Genomic DNA, 19,480 nt, shown 5'->3' with positions numbered 1-19,480 from the left:
CCCGCCCGCATCCTGACACGCGGTCAGGAGCGGCGCGGGGGCGCATTCGTCACGCAGGTGGCTCCGCTGCCGGGCCACCCGGATGGCCCCCTTCCAGGGCCCCGCCCTGAGCTCGCGAAGGGTGGGGAGGAAGGGGGTCCTTCACTTGACGGGGACGGCGCTCGCGGCCTTCTTCAGGACCGAGCCGGCGGTCACCTTGACGGTGTTGGCCGCGGCGATGTCGATCGACTCGCCGGTCTGCGGGTTGCGGCCGGTGCGGGCGGAACGCTGCGTGCGCTCGACGGTCAGCAGGCCGGGGAGGGCCACCTTGTCGCCGCGGGTGATGGCCTCGACCAGCTCCTCGCGGAGGCCGTCGATCACGGAGTCGACGGTCGACGCGGGCACGTCGGCGCGCTTGGCGATGGCGGAGACGAGTTCGGCCTTGTTCATCGGGGTCCTCTTCCAGTGTCTCGGGCGGTCGGCCCGGGAGGGCGACCGCCGTTCGTCGTCGGTGCCCGGCTCGCGCCGGGCACGCACCCCGGTCGTCCAAGGGCGGACGCCGGGACCTCCACCGTGCACCGCACTGCTGACGGAACTGGCAGCCGGTGACGACGGGCGGGTCTGGCCGACCACGTCGTCGACCAGGAACGCCGGGCACGCTGCCATGCCGACCCCCGTCCTGGCCAGCGCACCTCCCGGATTCCCGGGGATTTCCCGGCCCGGGGGCCACGGCCGTCACCTCCCCGGGGGTCCGGGCCCGCCGCGCGACGACGCCCTGACCGACATAGCGTGGCCTCCATGCCTCAGCTCCCCGGGACCGACCTGACCGTCAGTGACCTCTGCCTGGGCGGCAACGTGTTCGGCTGGACGGCGGACGAGCCGACGTCCTTCGCGCTGCTGGACCGCTTCCTCGACGCCACGCCCAGCACCCAGTCCGCGTTCGTCGACACCGCCGAGATGTACGGCAACGGCCTCTCCGAGCAGGTCCTGGGACGCTGGATGGCCGAGCGCGGGGTGCGGGATCGGATGGTGGTGGCGACCAAGGCCTCGCCCGGGGAGAAGGAGCACCCGCTCGCCGCGGGGGAGATCGAGGCGGCGGCCGAGCGCTCGCTGCGGAACCTGCAGGTCGACACCATCGACCTCTACTACGCGCACTACGACGACGAGAGCACGCCGCTGGAGGAGACGCTCACCGCCTTCGACGCGCTGGTGCAGGCCGGCAAGGTGCGGCACGTGGCGGCGTCGAACTACTCCGCGAAGCGGCTGACCGAGGCGCTGGAGACCTCCGATCGGCTCGGGGTGGCCCGCTACGTCGCCCTGCAGCCGCACTACAACCTGATGGAGCGGCCGGCCTACGAGGCGGAGCTCCGCGACGTCGTCGCGGACGCCGGGCTGGGCGTGCTGCCCTACTTCGGGCTGGCCCGCGGCTTCCTCACCGGCAAGTACCGGGCCGGCGAGCAGATCGACTCGCCGCGGGCCAAGGGTGCCTCGCAGTACGTGGGCGAGAAGGGCGACCGGGTGCTGGCGGCGCTGGCCGAGGTGGCCGACGCGCACGGGGTGAGCGGAGCGGCGGTGGCCCTGCGGTGGCTGGCCGACCAGCCGACCGTCGTCTCGCCGATCGCCAGCGGCCGCTCGGTGGAGCAGCTGGCCGACCTGCTGCCCATGCAGGACCTGGTGCTCACCGACGAGCAGCGCCAGCGCCTCACCGACGCGAGTTGAAGGACCCCCGGCCCCCCACCGCTCGCACGCTCGCGGTGGGACCCTGCCGGGGGGCCGGAGGGTCCGAGTACTACGCGCTGACGATGGCCCCGCGGACGGCGTCGACCAGCTCCGGGGAGACGGTGGCCAGGCCGTGGTCCGCCGAGGCGTGCGCGGCCACCAGGCCGAGCACGGCCGCCTCGTCGTCGGCGGTGAAACGGGCGGTGCAACCGGGGACGACGTCCCCGCAGGCGAAGGTCTTCACGTGGGCTCCTCCGTGAGCTCGATCGGCTGGCCCACCGGTCGGCGGCCCAGGGCGTGCTGGGGTGCTGCGACCCGGACGCGGTGTCCGGGGGCTCAGGGGTCCGGCGGGGTCAGCGGGTGGCCGCCGCCGAGGCCAGGTCGTCGACCCGCAGCAGGCCGAGCACCTCGCCGTTCCGCGCGGTGCACAGGACCGGGTCGAACCGCTGCGCCGGCGGGCGGGTCAGTGCGCGCTGCAGCGTCTCGGTGACCCCGGCCGACGGCGGCACCCGCAGCGAGGCCGGGGCCTGGAAGGACTGGCCGGTGCGCGGGTCGGCGAGCACGAGGCCCACCGGCGCACCGGCGGCGTCGAGCAGGACGTAGGGCGGCGGTGCGGTGCGGTCGTCGACGCCGGCGGCGTGCTGCCGGACCGGGCGCAGCAGGCTGGCGACGCTCTCGGCGAGCCGGGCCCGGGCCACCTGGCCGCGGATCAGGTCCACGACCTGCGGGGCCAGCGGCGCGAACCCCGGCGCCGGCCGGCCGAGCAGCCAGCCCTGCACCAGCGGGACGCCCAGCCGGGCGAAGGCGGCGAGCTCCCCGGGGGTCTCCACGCCCTCGGCGAGCAGCCACGCGTCGATCCGGCCGGCGAACGCGCCGACCATCTCGGCGAGCGCCAGCCGGACCGGGTCGTCGTCGACCCCGGTCACCAGCGCCCGGTCCAGCTTGACCAGCTGCGGACGGAGCTCGGCGAGCTGCTGCAGGCCCGAGTAGCCGGAGCCGGCGTCGTCGATGGCGATGAGCGCGCCGCGGCCCCGCAGCGCGGCCGTCCGCTCGCGGAGTGCGGTGAGGTCCTCGACCGGCGTGTGCTCGGTCAGCTCGACCACGACCCGGCTGAGGGTCGCGGGTGCCGCCAGCGCGGCGGCGACCGGTGCGCTGCCCAGCAGGTGCGGGCTGACGTTGACGGTCAGGAAGGTGTCCGGCGGCAGGTCCGGCAGCGCGGCGAGGGCCCGGTCGATGGCCAGCGCCTCCAGCTCCGCGCCCAGCCCGGCCTCCGCGGCGGCGGCGAACCAGACGTCGGGGGTCGCCGTGCCCGGGAAGCGGGCCAGCGCCTCGTAGCCGGCGATGCTGGCCGACGCCAGGTCCACGATCGGCTGGAAGACGACGGTGAGGTCGTCGGGGTCGGCCAGCAGGGGCCGGCAGTCCCAGCGCTGCTGCGGGAGCATCGTCGTCACCCCCCGGCCATCGGCCCGTCCCCGACGGTCCTTGAGCGACCTCACCCCGCCGAGTGCCCCGTGGAACCGGGCGCGCGGCCGGTGCCGTGACAGCATGGGCAGTCGTTGCCGCCAGGCCACCGTCCCGACGGGCAGAGGAGGAGGTCCGCCGTGGTGCCCGACCCGAGCGCCCTGGGGACCCCTGACCCGAGCGCCCTGGGGACCCCTGACCCGCTGCTGGACCCGGCGCGGCTGGCCTTCACCCGCCGGCTGCTCGCCGAGCTGCCCGGCAGCGCGCCCTTCGACCGGCTCGCCGGTCTCACCACCCGGCTGCTGCGGGTGGAGACCGCCCAGGTGGTCCTGTTCACCGACGTCGCGGTGGCCGTGGGCGGGGCCGGCCGGCCGACCGTGGTGGGCCCGGCCAGCCCGGTGGAGGACGCGCCCGGCTCGGTCGCCCTGCGGCTGGGTGCGCCGCTGGTGGTGCCCGACGCGCCCCACGACCCTCGACTGGCCGGGGTGCCGGCGGTCGCGTCCGGGCAGGTGTGCGCCTGCCTGTCCCTGCCCCTGGTGCTGTCCGGGCACGCGGTCGGCGGGCTCACGGTCCTCTCCCCGACCCCGCGGGCCTGGTCGGCCGAGGACGTCGCGCTGGCCGGTGAGGTGGCGTCGGCGGTGGTGACCGAGCTCGGTCTGGCCGCTGCCTCCGCCGAGCTGCGGGCCTCCCTCACCCGGCTCGAGGTGGCGCTGGAGGCCAGCATGGTCGGCGTCTGGGAGGTGGACCTGGACACCGGCCGGGTCAGCTGGGACGACCGCTGCGCCGGGCTGTTCGGACTGCCCTCCGGGATGGAGCTGGACTCGGTCGAGGTCGTCTTCGAGCGGATCCACCCGGACGACCGTGCCCCGGTGCGGGCGGCGATGGCGGCGGCCATCGAGTCCCGCGGGGAGTACGCCGTCGAGCTGCGCCTCTTGCGCGAGGACGGCGCCGTCCGCTGGGCAGCGGCCCGCGGCCGGGTGCTGTCGGACCCGGCCGGCCGGGCGGTGCGGTTCCTCGGCGCGCTGGTGGACGTCACCGAGGGACGGCGCCAGGCGCACGAACGGCTGGACGCGCTCCGGCGGACCGCCGCGATCGCGGAGGTGGCCGCGGACCTGGCCGGCGCCCGTCGGCTCGACCAGCTCGCCCAGATCACCCTCCGCGGCGCCGAGGTGCTGGGTGCCCGGACCGGGGCGCTGGCGGTGTTCGACCCGGCGTCCGGCGCCCTGCGGCTGCACATGGGCAGCCGGCTCAAGGACATCGTCGAGGTCCGGGCCGCCGAGGCGGGCGTCGACGTCCCGCCCGACGGCGTGGAGGTCCCCCTCGACGACCAGCTGCCCACCCAGTGGGTGGCCCGGCACGGCGAGCGGGTGCTGCTGCCCGACCCGGTCGAGGCGGCCGCCCGCTTCCCGGGGATGGCGGAGATGAGCCGGCTGCTGGACGCCCACGCCCTGGCCGCCCTGCCGCTGCGGGTGGACGACCGGCTGCTCGGTGCGTTCGTGGCGGTCTGGGACACCGAGCACGGGTTCACCGACGACGACGTCGAGGTGCTGGAGGCGCTGACCGCCCAGATCGGGCTCAGCGTCATGCGGCTGCAGGCCGACGCGGAGCGGGACGCCGCCGTGGCGGAGATGGCCGCGGCGAACGCCCGTCTGCGGCTGCTCGCCGACGTCGGGGAGGTGCTCGCGGGGACCCTGGACATCACCGAGCAGATCGGCCGGCTGACCGAACGGGTGGTCCCCGCGCTCGGCGACTGGTGCTGGCTGTTCGTCACCGACGACCACGGCCGGCTCCGGGACATGGCCTCGGCGCACTCGGACCGGGCCCGCAAGGCCGAACTGGAGCGTTACGTCCGCGCCATGCTCGCCGAGCTGACGTCGGCGTCGAGGACGGCGGAGGTCGTCCGGACCGGCCGGCCGGTGGTCCTCCGCACGATCGACCCCGACGTCCTGGACCGGTCGCTGTCCGGGCAGGAGGCCCGGCGGGTGCTGGCCGGGCTGGCCCCGGCGTCCGGCATCGTCGTCCCGCTGACCGCCGGCGGTCGCACGCTCGGGGCGCTGGGGCTGTTCAACGGCGCCGGCCGCCCCCCGCAGACGCCGGCCGAGTTGGAGACCGCCCTCGAGGTGGGCCGGCGCGCCGGGTCGGCCCTCCAGCAGGCGCGGCTGTTCGGGGAGCAGCGGCAGCTGGCCGAGACGCTGCAGCGCAGTCTGCTCACCGCGCCGCCCGCCCCGGACCACTGCGAGATCGCCGTCCGGTACGTGCCCGCCGCCGCCGGCGCGGAGATCGGCGGCGACTGGTACGACGCGTTCGTCCAGCCCGCCGGGGGGACGGTGCTGGTCATCGGGGACGTCGTGGGCCACGACAGCCGGGCCGCGGCCGCGATGGGCCAGCTGCGCGGGCTGCTGCGCGGCATCGGCCACCACACCGGCGGCACCCCGGCCGAGGTGCTCAGCGGGCTGGACCGGGCGGCACGGGGCCTGGACCTGGACACCATGGCGACGGCGCTGGTGGCCCGGCTCGAGCAGGACGACCCGGAGCTGCGGGCGGGGGAGACCCGGGTGCGGTGGTCGACCGCCGGCCACCCGCCGCCGCTGCTGTTGTCACCCGACGGCTCGGCGACCCTGCTCGACGGGGGTCCCCCGGACCTGCTGCTGGGGGTCGACGCCGGCACACCGCGGGTCGACCGGGTCGCGGTGATCCAGCGGGGCGGCACGCTGCTGCTCTACACCGACGGGCTGGTCGAGCGCCGCGACCGCGACCTGGACGCCGGCATGGAGGAGCTGCGCGAGGTCGCCGCGGAGCTGGCCGGGCTGCCGCTGCAGGAGATGTGCGACCGGCTGCTGGCCCGCCTGTACCTGCCCGACACCGAGGACGACGTCGCCCTGCTCGCCGTCCGGCTGCACCCGCAGGACCGGCCCCGGCCCCCCGAGGCCGGTCCGCAACGGGTCCCCCCGGGCATCGAGCCGGCGCCCGACGTCGTCCCGGGAGCCGGGGCCGGCTAGGTGTACTGACCGGAGACGTTGGTCGAGGACGTGTGACCACAGGATCTGACTGACCGATCTTGTGGAGGAGGACCTCCGGACGTGGAGTGGAGCTGCTGAAGGCATCCACGACACGAACCCGGAGGTCCTCGTGGCCCACGCTAATGCCGCTCTGACCCCTCGCATGCGTCTGCGTCTGGCCCGCGCAGTGGTTGAGGACGGCTGGACCGTCTCCTACGCCGCGGCGGTGTTCCAGGTCGCCTACCCCACGGCCAAGCGCTGGGCGGAGCGCTACCGCCAGGCCGGGCCAGCCGGCATGGTCGACCGCAGCTCACGCCCGCACCGCTGCCCCCGCCGTACGCCGCGGCCGGTGGTCCGCAAGATCGTGCAGCTGCGCTGGCGCCACCGACTGGGACCGGTGGAGATCGGCGCCCGACTGGGGGTGCCGGCCTCCACGGTCTACGCGGTGCTGCGGCGCTGCCAGATCCACCGGCTCTCCCACATCGACCGGCGCACCGGCGAGCGGGCCCGCCGCTACGAACACGACCACCCCGGCTCGCTGCTGCACGTCGACGTCAAGAAGCTGGGCAACATCCCCGACGGCGGCGGCTGGCGATACCTCGGCCGCCAGCAGGGCACAAACAACCGGCACGCCACCGCGCGCACCTCGGGCAAACCTCGCAGCAGGCACCACAACCCGCTGATGGGCACCGCCTTCGTGCACACCGTGCTCGACGACCACAGCCGGATCGCCTACGCCGAGATCCACGACGACGAGACCGCCGCCACCGCCATCGGCGTGCTGCGCCGCGCGGTGGCCTGGTTCGCCATCCGCGGCGTCACCACCGAGCGGGTGCTCTCGGACAACGGCTCGGCCTACCGCTCCCACGCCTGGCGCGACGCCTGCCTCGAGCTGGACATCCAGCCCAAGCGGACCCGGCCCTACCGGCCGCAGACCAACGGCAAGATCGAGCGCTTCCACCGCACCATGGCCGACGGCTGGGCCTTCCGCCGGATGTTCCTCAGCGAACACGCCCGCCGCCAGGCACTCCCGGGCTGGCTACACGAGTACAACCATCACCGGCCCCACACCGCGATCGGACGTCGCGCCCCAATCACGCGACTGACCAACCTGTCTGGGCAGTACAGCTAGGCCCGGGCTGGGGCGTCGCTCGCCTGGCGGTCGGGCGGTCGGGGGAAGCCCCCGGACAGCTGCTCGAAGGCGTGCGCGACCTGCAGGCAGGTCGCGTCGTCGAAGCGCCTCCCGACGATCATCATGCCGACGGGCAGGCCGTCGGACAGCCCCGCGGGCACGCTGGTCGCGGGGTGGCCGCTGACGTCGAACGGCGCGGCGTTGACGATCATCTCCAGCGCGCGGCCGATCGAGACCTCCAGCGGGTCGGTGGGCTGCACCAGCGGGGTGGCGACCATCGGCACGGTGGGCAGGACCAGCACGTCGAAGCGCTCCAGCGCCTCGTCGTAGTGCCGGCGCACCTCGGCGGCCAGGTTCTGGGCCATCGCGTAGTGCCGGGTCTGCAGCTGCTCGATCGACCAGCGCCCGGTGAGCGCGACGGCGGTGACGGTGGGCGACCACTCGTCGGGGACCTGGCGGCTCTGCCGGCCGTAGTGCTCGATCAGCTCCGGGTCGTAGAGGCCCTCCCAGTTGTAGCCGTAGCCGTTGCCCTCGATCATCTGCACGGTCGCGCCGTCGGTGGCGATGACGTTCCAGACGTGCAGCGCATGGCGGTGCCAGGGCAGGTCGACGTCCTCGACGGTCATGCCCAGGTCGCGCAGCCGGGCCGCGGCGGCGCGTACGGCCTCGTCGACGCCGGGCTCGGACAGCTCGGGCCAGCCGAAGCCCTCGGTGACCACGCCGACCCGCAGGCCGGCGACGTCCCGGTCCAGGGCGGCCAGGTAGTCCTGGGGCTGCACGTCGGCCGGCTGGCGGGGGTCGAGGCCGTCCCGGCCGGCCATCACCTGCAGCATCCGGGCGGCGTCGGCGACCGTGCGGGTCATCGGGCCCAGGTGGTCCAGCGTCATCTCGATCGGGAAGGCGCCGGTGTAGGGCACCAGCCCGTGGGTGGGCTTGTGCCCGACGATGCCGCTGAACGCGGCGGGCATCCGCACCGACCCGCCCTGGTCCCCGCCGACGGCGATGTCCACCTCGCCCGCGGCCACCAGGGCGGCGCTGCCGCTGGAGCTGCCGCCGGTGGTGCGGGTCGGGTCCCAGGGGTTGCGGACCGGGCCCGTCCGCGACGTGTGGCTGGCGCCGGAGAAGCAGAGGTCCTCGCAGACAGCCTTGCCGGTGACCGTGGCGCCCGCGGCCAGCAGCCGGGTCACCACGGTCGCGTCCCGGGACGGCACGAAGCCCTCGACCGTCTTCGAGCCGTTCATCATCGGCACGCCGGCGACCTCGACGTTGTCCTTCACCGCGACCCGGTAGCCGGCCAGGGGGCCGTCGGGGGCACCGGCGATCTCGGTGGTCACGTACCACGCGCCCAGTGGGTTGTCGGCGTCGTCCGGCCGGGTGCTGGGCCGGTCCGTCGGCGCCTGCGGAGCGGTCTGCCCGTACAGCTCCTCGACGGCGTCGTAGGAGGTCAGGAAGGCCGCGACCAGGGTGGTGTACACCTCGAGGTCGGCGGGCGAGGGGTTCATGCCGTAGCCGCGGGCGAGGGCTCCGACCTGGTCCTTGTCGGGTGGGACGACGGCCATGGGGACTCCTTCGTTCCCCGGGCCGTCGGAGCGCGCCGGCCCGGTGCGGGGTGCCGCCCGTCCTGCCGCGGCGATGGCGGAAGGCTACGAGCCCGGGGTCCGCCAGGTCCAGGTCGCCGTCCCGCTCACCGTCCCCGTCGCCGCCGTCCCCACCGCCGGTCGGGATCGCGGCGGCCGAGCAGGCGGTTGCGGGCCCGCTCCGGGAGGTCGACGGCCACCGGCGCCTCCCAGCCCCGCCACACCGACAGCACCCGCAGCGTGGCGACCAGCACGATGACGATCGCGGCGACCGGCAGCGGCGGCATCTCCAGCGGGCCGGCGAGCACGGTCAGGGCGCTGGCGCCGATCAGCGCGGCGACCGCGTTGTAGGGGCCGGGCTGGACGATGTCGGCCCGCTGGGCCAGCAGGACGTCGCGGATCACCGCCCCGCCGACCGCGGTGGCGGTGCCGATGAAGACGACCGAGGCACTGGGCAGGCCGGCCAGCTGGGCCTTCTGCGCGCCGATCACCGTGAAGAAGCCCAGGGTCACCGCGTCCAGCAGCACCAGCAGGCGGGTCAGCCGGGACAGCCAGCCGGAGAAGTAGAACGTCACACCGGCGGCCACCGTGACCGTGGGCAGGTACGCCGGGTTGGTCAGCGCCACCGGCGGCCCCTGCGCCAGCAGGACGTCGCGGATGAGCCCGCCGCCCAGCCCGCCGCTGACCGCCAGCAGCAGGACGCCGGAGACGGCGAAGCCCTCCCGCGCGGCCAGCAGCCCGCCGGTCAGGGCGCCGATGACGATGGCCGCCAGGTCCACGGCCGCCGGCACCCGCAGCGTCTCGGCCGCCGCCGCCACGAGCTCCACGACCGCACATCCTCCCGCCCGGCGGGCCGCCCGGCGCAGCGCCCCCTCACATGTTGATCATCGGCTCGATGCCGCCCTCCCCGGCGCGCCCTGCCGTGTCGGTGGCAACGAGCCGATGATCAACTGACCGGCGCCAGCTCCGGGTCGGTCGCCGTGTCGTCGGCCCGCGGCGCGGCGTCATGGGCAGCCATCGCCTCCTGGCGGCCCGGCTCCTCGTCCAGGACCGCGCAGGCCAGCCAGGCCGGGTGGATGCCGAACGCGTCCACCAGCGTCCGCATGTGCGGGCGCAGTCGGCCCAGCAGTTCGTTGACCGTGCCGGTCAGTGCCCGGGCCCGGGCCGGCGTGAGCCGACCGTGCTCGAGGAACCAGCCCTTGTCCGCCTCGATCGTGGACAGCGCGAACAGGTCGCAGACCGCGTCCAGCAGCGCGCGTGCCGCCGGGTCGGCGGTGCGCGTGACGGCGGCGACGAACGCCTCGAGCACCACCCGGTCGATGTGCGCCTGGGCGGCGAGCAGCACATGGTCCTGGACGTCGTTGAAGACGTCGAAGGGGGTCAGGTCCCGGCGGGCGGCGTTCCGGCGCAGCCGCTTGATGGCCCCGCTGAGCAGGTGCTTCTCGCGGTCCTCGAAGGTGCGCAGCTGCCAGCCGCGGTCGGTGAGGGCGACGTCGTCGTCCCGGCCGGGGACGGCGTCGACCAGCCGCTGGATCAGGCCGCGGGCCGCGGTGCGCTCGAGGACCGTCTCGCGGACCTGCTCGGCGACGAAGGCCACCCGGCCCCAGCCCTCCAGCGAGCCGAAGGCGTCCCGGTAGCCGGTGAGCAGCCCCTTGGCGACCAGCTGCAGCAGGACGGTGTTGTCGCCCTCGAAGGTGGTGAAGACGTCGGTGTCGGCCTTGAGCCCGGGCAGCCGGTTCTCCGCCAGGTAGCCCGCGCCGCCGCAGGCCTCCCGGCACTGCTGGATGGTCCGGGTGGCGTGCCAGGTCTGGGCGACCTTGAGCCCGGCGGCGCGGGACTCGAGCTCACGCTGCGCCGCCTCGTCCGGCTGCGCCGCGCGCTGGACGTCGTGCAGCGCGGACACCAGCTCCTCCTGGGCGAAGTGCAGCGCGTAGCTGCGCGCCAGCGCCGGCAGCAGGGTGCGCTGGTGCACGCGGTAGTCGTTGACCACCACCTCGCGCTCCCGGCCGGGGGCGGTGAACTGGCGGCGGGTGTCGCCGTAGCGGACGGCGATCTCCAGCGCGAGCTTGGTGGCCGAGCCGGCCGCGCCACCGACGCTGACCCGGCCGCGCACCAGCGTGCCCAGCATGGTGAAGAAGCGGCGGGTCTCGTTCTCGATGGGGCTGGAGTAGGTGCCGTCGGGGGCGACGGAGCCGTAGCGGTCCAGCAGCATGTCCCGGGGCACGGTCACGTGGTCGAAGGCGAGCCGGCCGTTGTCCACGCCGAGCAACCCGGCCTTGGCCCCGTCGTCGCCGATGGTGACCCCGGGCAGCGGCTGCCCGTCCTCGTCCCGGATGGGGACGAGCCAGGCGTGCACGCCCCGGCCCTGCCCCTGGGTGACCAGCTGGGCGAAGACGACCGCCATCCGGCCGTCCCGGGCGGCGTTGCCGATGTAGTCCTTGCGGGCGGCCTGGTGCGGGGTGTGCAGGTCGAAGGTCTGCGTCCGCGGGTCGTAGGTGCACGTCGTCCGCAGCAGCTGGACGTCGGAGCCGTGGCCGGTCTCGGTCATCGCGAAGCAGCCGGGCAGGTCGAGGGCCATGATCGCCGGCAGGTACGCGTCGTGGTGCCGGGCCGTGCCGAGCGCCTGGACCGCACCGCCGAACAGGCCCCACTGCACGCCGGCCTTCACCATCAGCGACAGGTCGGTGAAGGCGAGCATCTCGACCGCGGTGACCGAGCCACCGGCGTCGTCCGCGCCGCCATAGCGGGTGGGGAAGCCCAGTCGCACCGCGTCCGTGCCGGCCAGGGTGCGGGCCAGCGCCGTCACCCGCTCGCGGGCCTCGGCCACCGACTCGCCGGGGACCGGGGTGTACCCGGGCCGGCCCAGCTGCTCTCGGGCGCTGCGGCGCACGTGCGCCCAGCGCCCGTCCAGCACCTCCTGGACGCGGGCCGGGTCGACCGAGGTGGGGACGGTGCTCGTCACTTCTGCTCCTGGGGAGTCGGTGCGGAGGTCGCGATGCCGGAGAGACCGGTCCACGCGAGGTCGGTGAGGTGGGTGGCGAGCTCGGCGCGCGGCATCGGCCGGTCGGCCTGCAGCCACCAGTCGGCGGCCGACCGGATGAGCCCGACCAGGCCGTGCCCCCAGGGGGCGGCGGCGGCCGGGTCCCGGCCGGCGCGGCGCAGGCCCAGTTCGACCAGTGCGGCGGCCTCCTGGCCGACCAGCACCGACAGGTCGCTGATCGGGTCCAGCGGCCGGTCGGCGAGCTGCTGGTGGACGACGAAGCGGTAGACCTCGGGATCGGCCTCGAGGAAGGCCAGGTAGGTCTCCACCGCCGCGGCGACCATCTGACGGGGGTGGTCGGTGCCGGTCATCGCCTCGCGCAGCTTGCGGGTGAGCTGCTCGGCGACCCGGGCGCAGACGGCGACGTGCAGCTCGCTGCGGTCGGCGAAGTGCCGGTAGACGACGGTCTTGCTGGTGCCCGCCTCGGCGGCGATCTCCTCCATGCCGACGCCGGCGCCGTGCCTGCCCACCGCCACCAGGGTCGCCTGCACCAGCTGCTCCCGGCGGGCACGGCGGTGCTCGTCCCACCGCGAGTCGCGCCGGTCGCGGCCTCGCCCTCCAGCAGCTTTCACGACACGGACAGTACCTGATACTGTCGGTACCGATAGTGATCCGTCACCCTCCCGGGCCAGAGTTGCGACCCCGGCCGGAGAGGGGGCGTCCCCGCTCGCTGGAGGCACCCGCATGGCTGCGCAGACCCGGAAGGCCGCGATCGTCGGCGGCAACCGCATCCCCTTCGCCCGGTCCAACTCCCGGTACGCGCGGGCGTCGAACCAGGACATGCTCACCGCGACCCTCGACGGGCTCGTCGCCCGCTTCGGGCTGCAGGGCGAGCAGGTCGGCGAGGTGGTGGCCGGCGCCGTCCTCAAGCACTCCCGTGACTTCAACCTGACCCGGGAGAGCGTGCTGGGCTCGCGGCTGTCGGCCCGGACCCCGGCCTACGACGTCCAGCAGGCCTGCGGGACGGGGCTGGAGGCCGCCGTCCTGGTCGCCAACAAGATCGCCCTCGGGCAGGTCGAGTCCGGCATCGCCGGCGGGGTGGACACCACCTCCGACGCGCCGATGGCCATCAACGAGGACATGCGCCGGGCGCTGCTCGCGGTGAACAGCGCGCGGACGCTGCAGGAGCGGCTCAGGGCACTGGCCGGGATCCGGCCGGGCCAGTTGGTGCCCGAGGTCCCGCGCAACGCCGAGCCGCGGACCGGGCTGGCCATGGGCGACCACGCCGCGATCACCGCCGCCGAGTGGGGGATCGGCCGTGAGGAGCAGGACGAGCTCGCCGTCGCCTCGCACCGGAACCTCGCCGCCGCGTACGACCGCGGGTTCTTCGACGACCTGGTGACGCCGTTCCTCGGGCTGGCCCGGGACCAGAACCTGCGGCCGGACACATCGACCGAACGACTTGCGGGGCTCACCCCGGTGTTCGGCAAGGGCGAGGGCGCCACCATGACGGCGGGCAACTCGACGCCGCTCACCGACGGCGCCTCCGCCGTGCTCCTGGCCTCCGACGAGTGGGCCGCCGCCCGGGGGCTGCAGGTGCTGGCCCACCTGGTCGACGCGCAGACCGCCGCCGTCGACCACGTGCACGGCGGCGAGGGCCTGCTGATGGCCCCCGTGTACGCGCTCCCGGTCCTGTTGGCCCGCAACGGCCTCACCCTGCAGGACTTCGACCTCTACGAGGTCCACGAGGCCTTCGCCTCCACCGTGCTGGCCACCCTCAAGGCGTGGGAGGACCCGGACTTCTGCAAGGGGAAGCTCGGCCTGGACGCCCCGCTGGGCGCGATCGACCGGTCGAAGCTGAACGTCACCGGGTCGTCGCTGGCGGCCGGGCACCCGTTCGCCGCGACCGGCGGCCGGATCGTGGCGACGCTGGCCAAGCTGCTGCACGAGGCCGGCCCGGGCAAGCGCGGGCTGATCTCCATCTGCGCCGCCGGCGGCCAGGGCGTCGTCGCCGTCCTCGAGTCCTGACCCATCCACCCCGTGCATTTTCGGGCTCGAGCCCGCGTGCTTTTTCGGGCTCAAGCACCTGGAGGACCCCATCGTGAGTGACTGGTACCGCGACTTCGCCAACTCCGGCGTCGGGACGACGATCGTCGGGCAGCTCGGCCTGCCCCGGCCGGCCGTGCTGCGCCGCCACGAGCCCGGCTCGCCGCTGCTCCCCGGCCCGGCCGTCGTCGGCTCGACTGGCACCGGACGGCTGGGCGAGCGGCTGACCGGGCTGCTGCGGGACGCGGGGGTCGACGTGCGGCCGCCGGCTCCCGCCGACGGAGCGACCGACGGCGAGCGGCTCGCCGCCGTGCTCCTCGACGCGACCGGGATGACCGGTCCGGCCGACCTCGCCGCCGCCCACGCCGTCCTCGCCCCCGCGGTGAAGCGGCTGCGACCCAGCGGCCGGGTGCTGGTGCTGACCGACCCGCCCGCCGAGGCCGCATCACCGGCGCAGGCCGCGGCGCGGCAGGCGCTGGAGGGCCTGGTCCGGTCCCTGGCCAAGGAGCTCCGTGCCGGGTCGACGGCGAACCTGGTGGTGGTGCCCGCCGGCGCCGAGGCCTCGCTGGACAGCCCGGTGCGCTTCTTCCTGTCCGGGCGGTCGGCCTACGTCGACGGCCAGGTCGTCGGCGTGTCGGCGGCGGAGCTGCCGGCCGCCGAGGACCCCGACTCCCCGCTCACCGGCAAGGTCGCCGTGGTCACCGGCGCCGCCCGCGGCATCGGCGCGGCCATCGCGCGGGTGCTGGCCCGGGACGGCGCGCAGGTCGTGGCCGTCGACGTACCGGCAGCCGGCCAGGCACTCGCCGAGGTGGCCAACGAGGTCGGCGGGACGGCGCTGCAGCTCGACGTCACCGCCCCCGACGCGGGAGCCCGGCTGGTCGCACACCTGCAGGGGCGGCACGGCGGGGTGGACGTCGTGGTGCACAACGCCGGCATCACCCGGGACAAGCTGCTGGTCAACATGGACGCCGCCCGGTGGGACTCGGTCATGGCGGTCAACCTGCAGGCCCAGCTGGACCTCACCCAGGCGCTGCTGGACGTCGACGGCGTCCTGCGGCCCGGCGCCCGGGTGGTCGCGGTCAGCTCCCAGTCCGGGATCGCGGGCAACCGCGGGCAGACCAACTACGCCGCCAGCAAGGCCGGCGTGATCGGCATGGTGCGGGCCTGGGCGCCGGAGTTCGCCGGCCGGGGCGCCACCATCAACGCCGTCGCCCCCGGGTTCATCGTCACCGAGATGACCGCGCGGATGCCGCTGGGCCCGCGCGAGGTGGGCGCCCGGCTGAACTCGCTGCAGCAGGGCGGGCTGCCGGTGGACGTCGCCGAGACCATCGCCTGGCTGGCCCAGCCGGGCAGCGCGGGCGTCAACGGCCAGGTCGTGCGGGTCTGCGGCCAGTCCCTGCTGGGGGCGTGATGGCCGAGCGCACCGTGCTGTCCGAGGCGCCGGCCCTGCCGGCGCTGTTCGCCCGGGCGGCCGTGACCGCCCGGGGCCGCGGCGGCGACCTGCCCGGCACCCGGCTGGCCCGAGTCGGCGTCCCGGTGGACCCGGCGCACCTGGCCGGCTACGCCCGGGTCTGCGGGTTCGGCCTGTCCGACACGCTGCCGGTGACCTTCCCGCACGTGCTCGCCTTCCCGCTGCAGGTGGCGCTGATGACCGACCGGTCGTTCCCGCTGGCACTGCCCGGGCTGGTGCACGTGCGCAACCGGATCACCGCGCTGCGGCCCGTCGCGGCCGGGGAGGCGCTCGACGTCGAGGTGTGGGCCGAGCGGTTCGCGGCGCACGTGCGGGGGGCGACCGTCGACCTGTGCGCGTCGGTGTCGGCCGGCGGCGCCGAGGTGTGGCGCGGGCGGTCGACCTACCTGGCCCGCGGCGCGACGGCTCCGGCGGGCGCGCCGGACGCCGACGTCCGGCTCACCGTCGGCGGGCTGGACCGGGTCGTCGCCCAGTGGCGGGTGGCCGCGGACACCGGCCGGCGCTACGCCGCGGTGTCCGGAGACGCCAACCCGATCCATCTGTCCGGCCTGTCGGCCAAGGCGTTCGGCTTCAAGCGGGCCATCGCGCACGGCATGTGGCTCAAGGCCCGGGCGCTGGCGGCGCTGTCCGGGCGGCTGCCCGACACCGTCGACGTGGACGTCTCCTTCCGCAAGCCGCTGTTCCTGCCCTCCACCGTCACACTGGCCACCGAAACGGCCGAGCAGGGCTGGGACCTCGCCGTCCGCAACGCCGGCAGCGGCGCCGAGCACCTGCTCGGGACGGTCCGTCCCGCGTGAGCTGAGGACGTCAGCCGGCCGGGCGCTCGGTGACCAGCCGGGGGCGGGCGGCGGCCAGCCCGGCCGTGGTCTGGACGACCGCCAGGACCAGGAGCAGCAGCAGACCCGGCGCCCAGCCGTCGGCCAGGTCGTGCAGCAGGCCCACGCTGAGCGGGCCGGTGGCGGCCAGCAGGTACCCGGTGCTCTGCGCGGCCGCCGACAGCCGGCCGGTCTGCGCGACGTCCCGGGTGCGCAGCAGCACCAGGGTCATCGCCAGCGGGAAGGCGATGCCGGTGCCCAGTCCCCACAGCAGCGTCCACAGCACCGGCGCCGCGGCCGGTGCCAGGGCCAGGCCGGCCAGCGCGCCGACGATCAGGCCGCCCGCCGCGAGCACCCAGCGGCCCTGACCGGGCCGCCGGGCGGCGAGGGTGGGCACCACCAGCGACGCCGGGGCGCCGAGGCCCGCGGCCAGCGCCAGCAGCCCACCGGCGCCGACGGGGGAGAGGCCGGCGTCCTGCTGCAGGACGTCGGGCAGCCAGGCCAGCATGGAGTAGAAGCTCAGCGACTGGAGTCCGAAGAACACCGTCACCAGCAGGGCCACCCGGTCGCGCAGGATCGCCCGGCGGGCCGGTTCGGCCGGAGGCGCGGTCCGGTCCCGCGCCCGGGTGAGGACGGCGATGGCCGCCAGCGCGACGAGCGTCACCGCCAGCCAGAGCGCCAGGCCGGTCCGCGCGCTGCCCGTGGCGGCGCTCAGCGGCTGGGCCAGGCCGGCGCCCGCCGCCGCGGACGCCGCCATGGCGCACGACGTCACCCCGATGACCGTGGGGGCCCGCTCGCCGTACTCGGCGCGGGCCAGCGCGGGCAGCAGCACGTTGACCACGGCGATGCCCCCGGTCAGCAGCACCGTGCCCAGGAACAGCCCCGGCGTGCCGCCGAGCCGGACGGCGACGCCGGCCGACAGCACGACCACCGCGGCCAGGGCGGCCCGGTGCACGCCCAGCCGGGCGGCCAGCCGGGGGGCGAACGGGGAGACCAGCCCGAAGCAGACCAGCGGCAGCGCGGTGAGCAGCCCGAGGGCAGCCGTGGAGAGGGCCAGCTCCTCCCGCAGCTCGCCGGCCACCGGGCCGACCGCGGCGAACGGGCCGCGCAGGCACAGCGCCACCAGCACCAGTGCGAGCGCCGGCGCCAGGGTCAGCAGCAGCCGCCGGCCCGCCGGCGGGGCGCCCGGTGGAGTGCCGACGGCGGGCGAGGAGGTCACCCGGTCATCCTCGGCCGCGCCGCCCGACGGGCGACCGGCGGGTGACCCCGCACGGCCGCCGAGGGGCACGGTCACCCGCGGCGGGCTCCCCGCGCGGGCCGGCCGCGACGGCTCCCGGGCGGCGTCCCGCCGGCCCCCCGCGCGCCGCGCCCGCCGGAGCGGCCCTCGTCGTGCCGGCCCGCCGCGCCGCGACCGCGGCCGCCGGGACGCCGGTCCCGCTCGCCGCCGTCGCGCCCGGCCGGGCCGATGCCGCACGGCCGGCAGGTGGTGAACCAGGGCGCGATCGCCCGTCCGCAGTCGGTGCACGTGCCGGACCGGCCCAGGGCGATGGCGTCGGGGAGCATCTCGGTGATGGTCTCGGCGCACTCCTCCTCGACCCAGGCGGCGTCGTCACCGCTCAGCCCGGCGACGCCGGGGAACTGCCGGAGCAGCGTCTGGGCGTCGCGGGCGCCCGCGGCGGCCTGCTCGAAGTCCTCGACGGTGCCACCGACCGGCACGTCGGGGAGCACGGTCTCCGGCCGCACCGGCAGTCCGGCGGCGTGCTGCAGCGCGGCCCGGGCCAGCACCAGCCAGCGGGTGCGGCGCGGCGGGTTGTAGTCGATGGCCAGGTTGACCAGCCGCCAGACGGTGTCCAGGTCGCCGGCCGCGCCGAGCGGTCCGCGCAGCATGGGGAGCAGCGCGTGCACCCGGACGACGAGGCTGGTCACGTCGTCGGCGGTCATCGCCTCGTCCCGGGTGGCGGCGCGCGCCCACGCCATCCACCGGGTGAGTGCCTCCGGCAGGTCCTGCGGCTCGAACGCGCCGAGGTCGGCGAGCTCCGGGCGCAGCCGGGGCGCGCGGCGGGGGAGGTCGCTGATCGCCTCGCCGCGGGCCACCTCGGCTCCGGCCATCAGCAGTCCCTGGGACGGCTTGAGCCCGGCGACGCCGATCAGGATGCCGACCCGGCCGTGCCCGGTGAGCCCGTAGCGGCCGGCCCGGCCGGCGATCTGGGCGGTCTCCCAGGTGCGCAGCGGGCGCAGCTCGGGGCCGTCGAACTTCGTCGTCTCGGCGAAGAGCACGGTGGTGGCCGGCACGTTGATCCCGTGGCCGATCACGTCGGTGGTCACCAGGACCTCGAGCTCACCGCTGGTGAACCGCTCGATGACCTCCCGGCGGGTGGCCGGCGGCAGTGCCCCGTAGAGGACTCCGACCTTGCCCGGCCGGTGCTGGTCCAGCTCGGCGGCGACGGCGTAGACGGCCTTGCGGGAGAAGGCGACGACCAGCGTCTGCGGCCGCACCCCGGTCGCCCGGACCGGAGCCCGCAGCACGTCGAGCCGCGAGAGACGCTTGTGGTTCACCACCTGCACGTGCTCCGCGTCGGCGACCAGCGGCTTGAGCACCAGGTAGGCCTCGGCCGCGGAGATCAGGTGCATCCGGCGGTACTCGCCGGTGAGCAGCAGCCGCGCCCAGTGGTGGCCGCGGTCCGGGTCGGTGACCCAGTGCGCCTCGTCGAGGACGAGCATCTCGCCGCGGTCGGGGGCCTTCTCCACGGTGCAGCAGACGATCGGCGCGTGCGGGTCGATCTCCTCCTCGCCGGTGGACAGTCCCACGGTGCCCGCGGGCAGCTGTGCGGAGAGCTTGGCGTAGGCCTCGTGGGCGAGCTGCCGCAGCGGGGCGGCGTAGACGCCGGAGCCGGTGGCGGCCAGCGCCTGCAGCGACTCATAGGTCTTGCCGGAGTTGGTGGGCCCGAGGTGGAACACCACCTCCTCGGGACGCGTGCCGCGGACCGGCAGGGCCGGCGCGGCGCCGTCGACCCAGATCTGCTGGGCGCGCTTCTCGTCGCGGGCGTCGGCCCGGTCGGCCGCGCGGTCGGAGGCCGCCCGGCTCGCGGCGCGCTCGCGGCGGCGGCTGGCGGACGGGGATGGGACGGTCACGGGCAGGCAGTGTCCTTCGAACGGGCAGGCAGTCGGGGGACGTCGACGCGCTCGGGCGCGGACGGTCACAGGGGGAACACCCCCGGCGGCCGGAACATGCCCGATCGGAAGGACTGCCGGACGCAAACGTCCCGACAGGCAACTGCTGTGGCCTCGCTGACCGCCGTCC

General features: G+C 75.7%; 15 protein-coding genes. 6 read left to right on the top strand and 9 right to left on the bottom strand.

The features are described from left to right. Positions 1–141: 141 nt before the first annotated feature. A complete protein-coding gene (locus ACWIX6_RS22660; RefSeq protein WP_448614698.1) occupies positions 142–429 on the bottom strand; it encodes an HU family DNA-binding protein in 288 nt (95 codons plus the stop codon). 348 nt (positions 430–777) lie between these two features. Here ACWIX6_RS22660 and ACWIX6_RS22655 point away from each other — a divergent pair, with 348 nt between their 5' ends. After that, positions 778–1,698 carry an aldo/keto reductase gene (locus ACWIX6_RS22655; protein WP_448614697.1) on the top strand — a complete coding sequence of 307 codons (921 nt, stop codon included), beginning with the start codon at positions 778–780 and terminating at the stop codon, positions 1,696–1,698. 70 nt (positions 1,699–1,768) lie between these two features. On the opposite strand, the gene ACWIX6_RS22650 is transcribed toward ACWIX6_RS22655, so the two are convergent. Then, positions 1,769–1,942 (bottom strand): DUF1059 domain-containing protein, encoded by a 174-nt coding sequence (locus ACWIX6_RS22650; protein WP_448614696.1) that lies wholly within the window; start codon positions 1,940–1,942, stop codon positions 1,769–1,771. A 109-nt stretch (positions 1,943–2,051) separates the two neighbouring features. Continuing rightward, positions 2,052–3,140, bottom strand: a complete 1,089-nt coding sequence (locus ACWIX6_RS22645; RefSeq protein WP_448614695.1) for an EAL domain-containing protein — start codon at positions 3,138–3,140, stop codon at positions 2,052–2,054. A gap of 159 nt (positions 3,141–3,299) precedes the next feature. On the opposite strand from ACWIX6_RS22645, the gene ACWIX6_RS22640 reads away from it, so the two are divergent. Together ACWIX6_RS22640 and ACWIX6_RS22635 are read left to right on the top strand one after the other, a co-directional pair. Then, positions 3,300–6,158: a SpoIIE family protein phosphatase gene (locus tag ACWIX6_RS22640; protein WP_448614694.1), complete on the top strand. Its 2,859-nt coding sequence runs from the start codon at positions 3,300–3,302 to the stop codon at positions 6,156–6,158. Positions 6,159–6,288: 130 nt separating this feature from the next. Beyond that, positions 6,289–7,290: an IS481 family transposase gene (locus tag ACWIX6_RS22635; RefSeq protein WP_448614693.1), complete on the top strand. Its 1,002-nt coding sequence runs from the start codon at positions 6,289–6,291 to the stop codon at positions 7,288–7,290. Here ACWIX6_RS22635 and ACWIX6_RS22630 read toward each other — a convergent pair. The 4 genes from ACWIX6_RS22630 to ACWIX6_RS22615 all read right to left on the bottom strand — a co-directional run bounded on the left by ACWIX6_RS22630 (position 7,287) and on the right by ACWIX6_RS22615 (position 12,479). Next, positions 7,287–8,849, bottom strand: a complete 1,563-nt coding sequence (locus ACWIX6_RS22630; RefSeq protein WP_448614692.1) for an amidase — start codon at positions 8,847–8,849, stop codon at positions 7,287–7,289. The two genes, ACWIX6_RS22635 and ACWIX6_RS22630, sit on opposite strands and share 4 nt — an antisense overlap. 125 nt (positions 8,850–8,974) lie before the next feature. Beyond that, entirely contained in the window at positions 8,975–9,694 is a 720-nt protein-coding gene (locus ACWIX6_RS22625) for a trimeric intracellular cation channel family protein (protein ID WP_448614691.1), read from the bottom strand. Between the two features lie 119 nt (positions 9,695–9,813). After that, on the bottom strand, positions 9,814–11,829 hold the full coding sequence (locus tag ACWIX6_RS22620; RefSeq protein ID WP_448614690.1) for an acyl-CoA dehydrogenase family protein: 2,016 nt from the start codon (positions 11,827–11,829) through the stop codon (positions 9,814–9,816). Continuing rightward, entirely contained in the window at positions 11,826–12,479 is a 654-nt protein-coding gene (locus ACWIX6_RS22615; RefSeq protein ID WP_448614689.1) for a TetR family transcriptional regulator, read from the bottom strand. Before ACWIX6_RS22615 ends, ACWIX6_RS22620 begins: the two co-directional genes overlap by 4 nt. Before the next feature lie 112 nt (positions 12,480–12,591). Here ACWIX6_RS22615 and ACWIX6_RS22610 point away from each other — a divergent pair, with 112 nt between their 5' ends. The 3 genes from ACWIX6_RS22610 (at position 12,592) to ACWIX6_RS22600 (ending at position 16,161) form a co-directional block, all read left to right on the top strand. Further along, positions 12,592–13,875, top strand: a complete 1,284-nt coding sequence (locus ACWIX6_RS22610; protein ID WP_448614688.1) for an acetyl-CoA C-acetyltransferase — start codon at positions 12,592–12,594, stop codon at positions 13,873–13,875. A gap of 73 nt (positions 13,876–13,948) precedes the next feature. Continuing rightward, a complete protein-coding gene (locus ACWIX6_RS22605) occupies positions 13,949–15,304 on the top strand; it encodes a 3-oxoacyl-ACP reductase (RefSeq protein WP_448614687.1) in 1,356 nt (451 codons plus the stop codon). Further along, a complete protein-coding gene (locus ACWIX6_RS22600) occupies positions 15,304–16,161 on the top strand; it encodes a MaoC family dehydratase (protein ID WP_448614686.1) in 858 nt (285 codons plus the stop codon). Before ACWIX6_RS22605 ends, ACWIX6_RS22600 begins: the two co-directional genes overlap by 1 nt. A gap of 10 nt (positions 16,162–16,171) precedes the next feature. Here ACWIX6_RS22600 and ACWIX6_RS22595 read toward each other — a convergent pair whose 3' ends face one another. Both ACWIX6_RS22595 and ACWIX6_RS22590 read right to left on the bottom strand, forming a co-directional pair. Next, on the bottom strand, positions 16,172–17,398 hold the full coding sequence (locus ACWIX6_RS22595) for an MFS transporter (protein WP_448614685.1): 1,227 nt from the start codon (positions 17,396–17,398) through the stop codon (positions 16,172–16,174). Between the two features lie 71 nt (positions 17,399–17,469). After that, positions 17,470–19,311, bottom strand: a complete 1,842-nt coding sequence (locus ACWIX6_RS22590) for a helicase-related protein (protein WP_448614684.1) — start codon at positions 19,309–19,311, stop codon at positions 17,470–17,472. Positions 19,312–19,480: the final 169 nt, after the last annotated feature.

The organism is Modestobacter sp. URMC 112 (genome assembly GCF_053502575.1).
The sequence above is the reverse complement of the archived record's forward strand: the minus strand, read 5'-3'. Positions and strand labels throughout refer to the sequence as shown.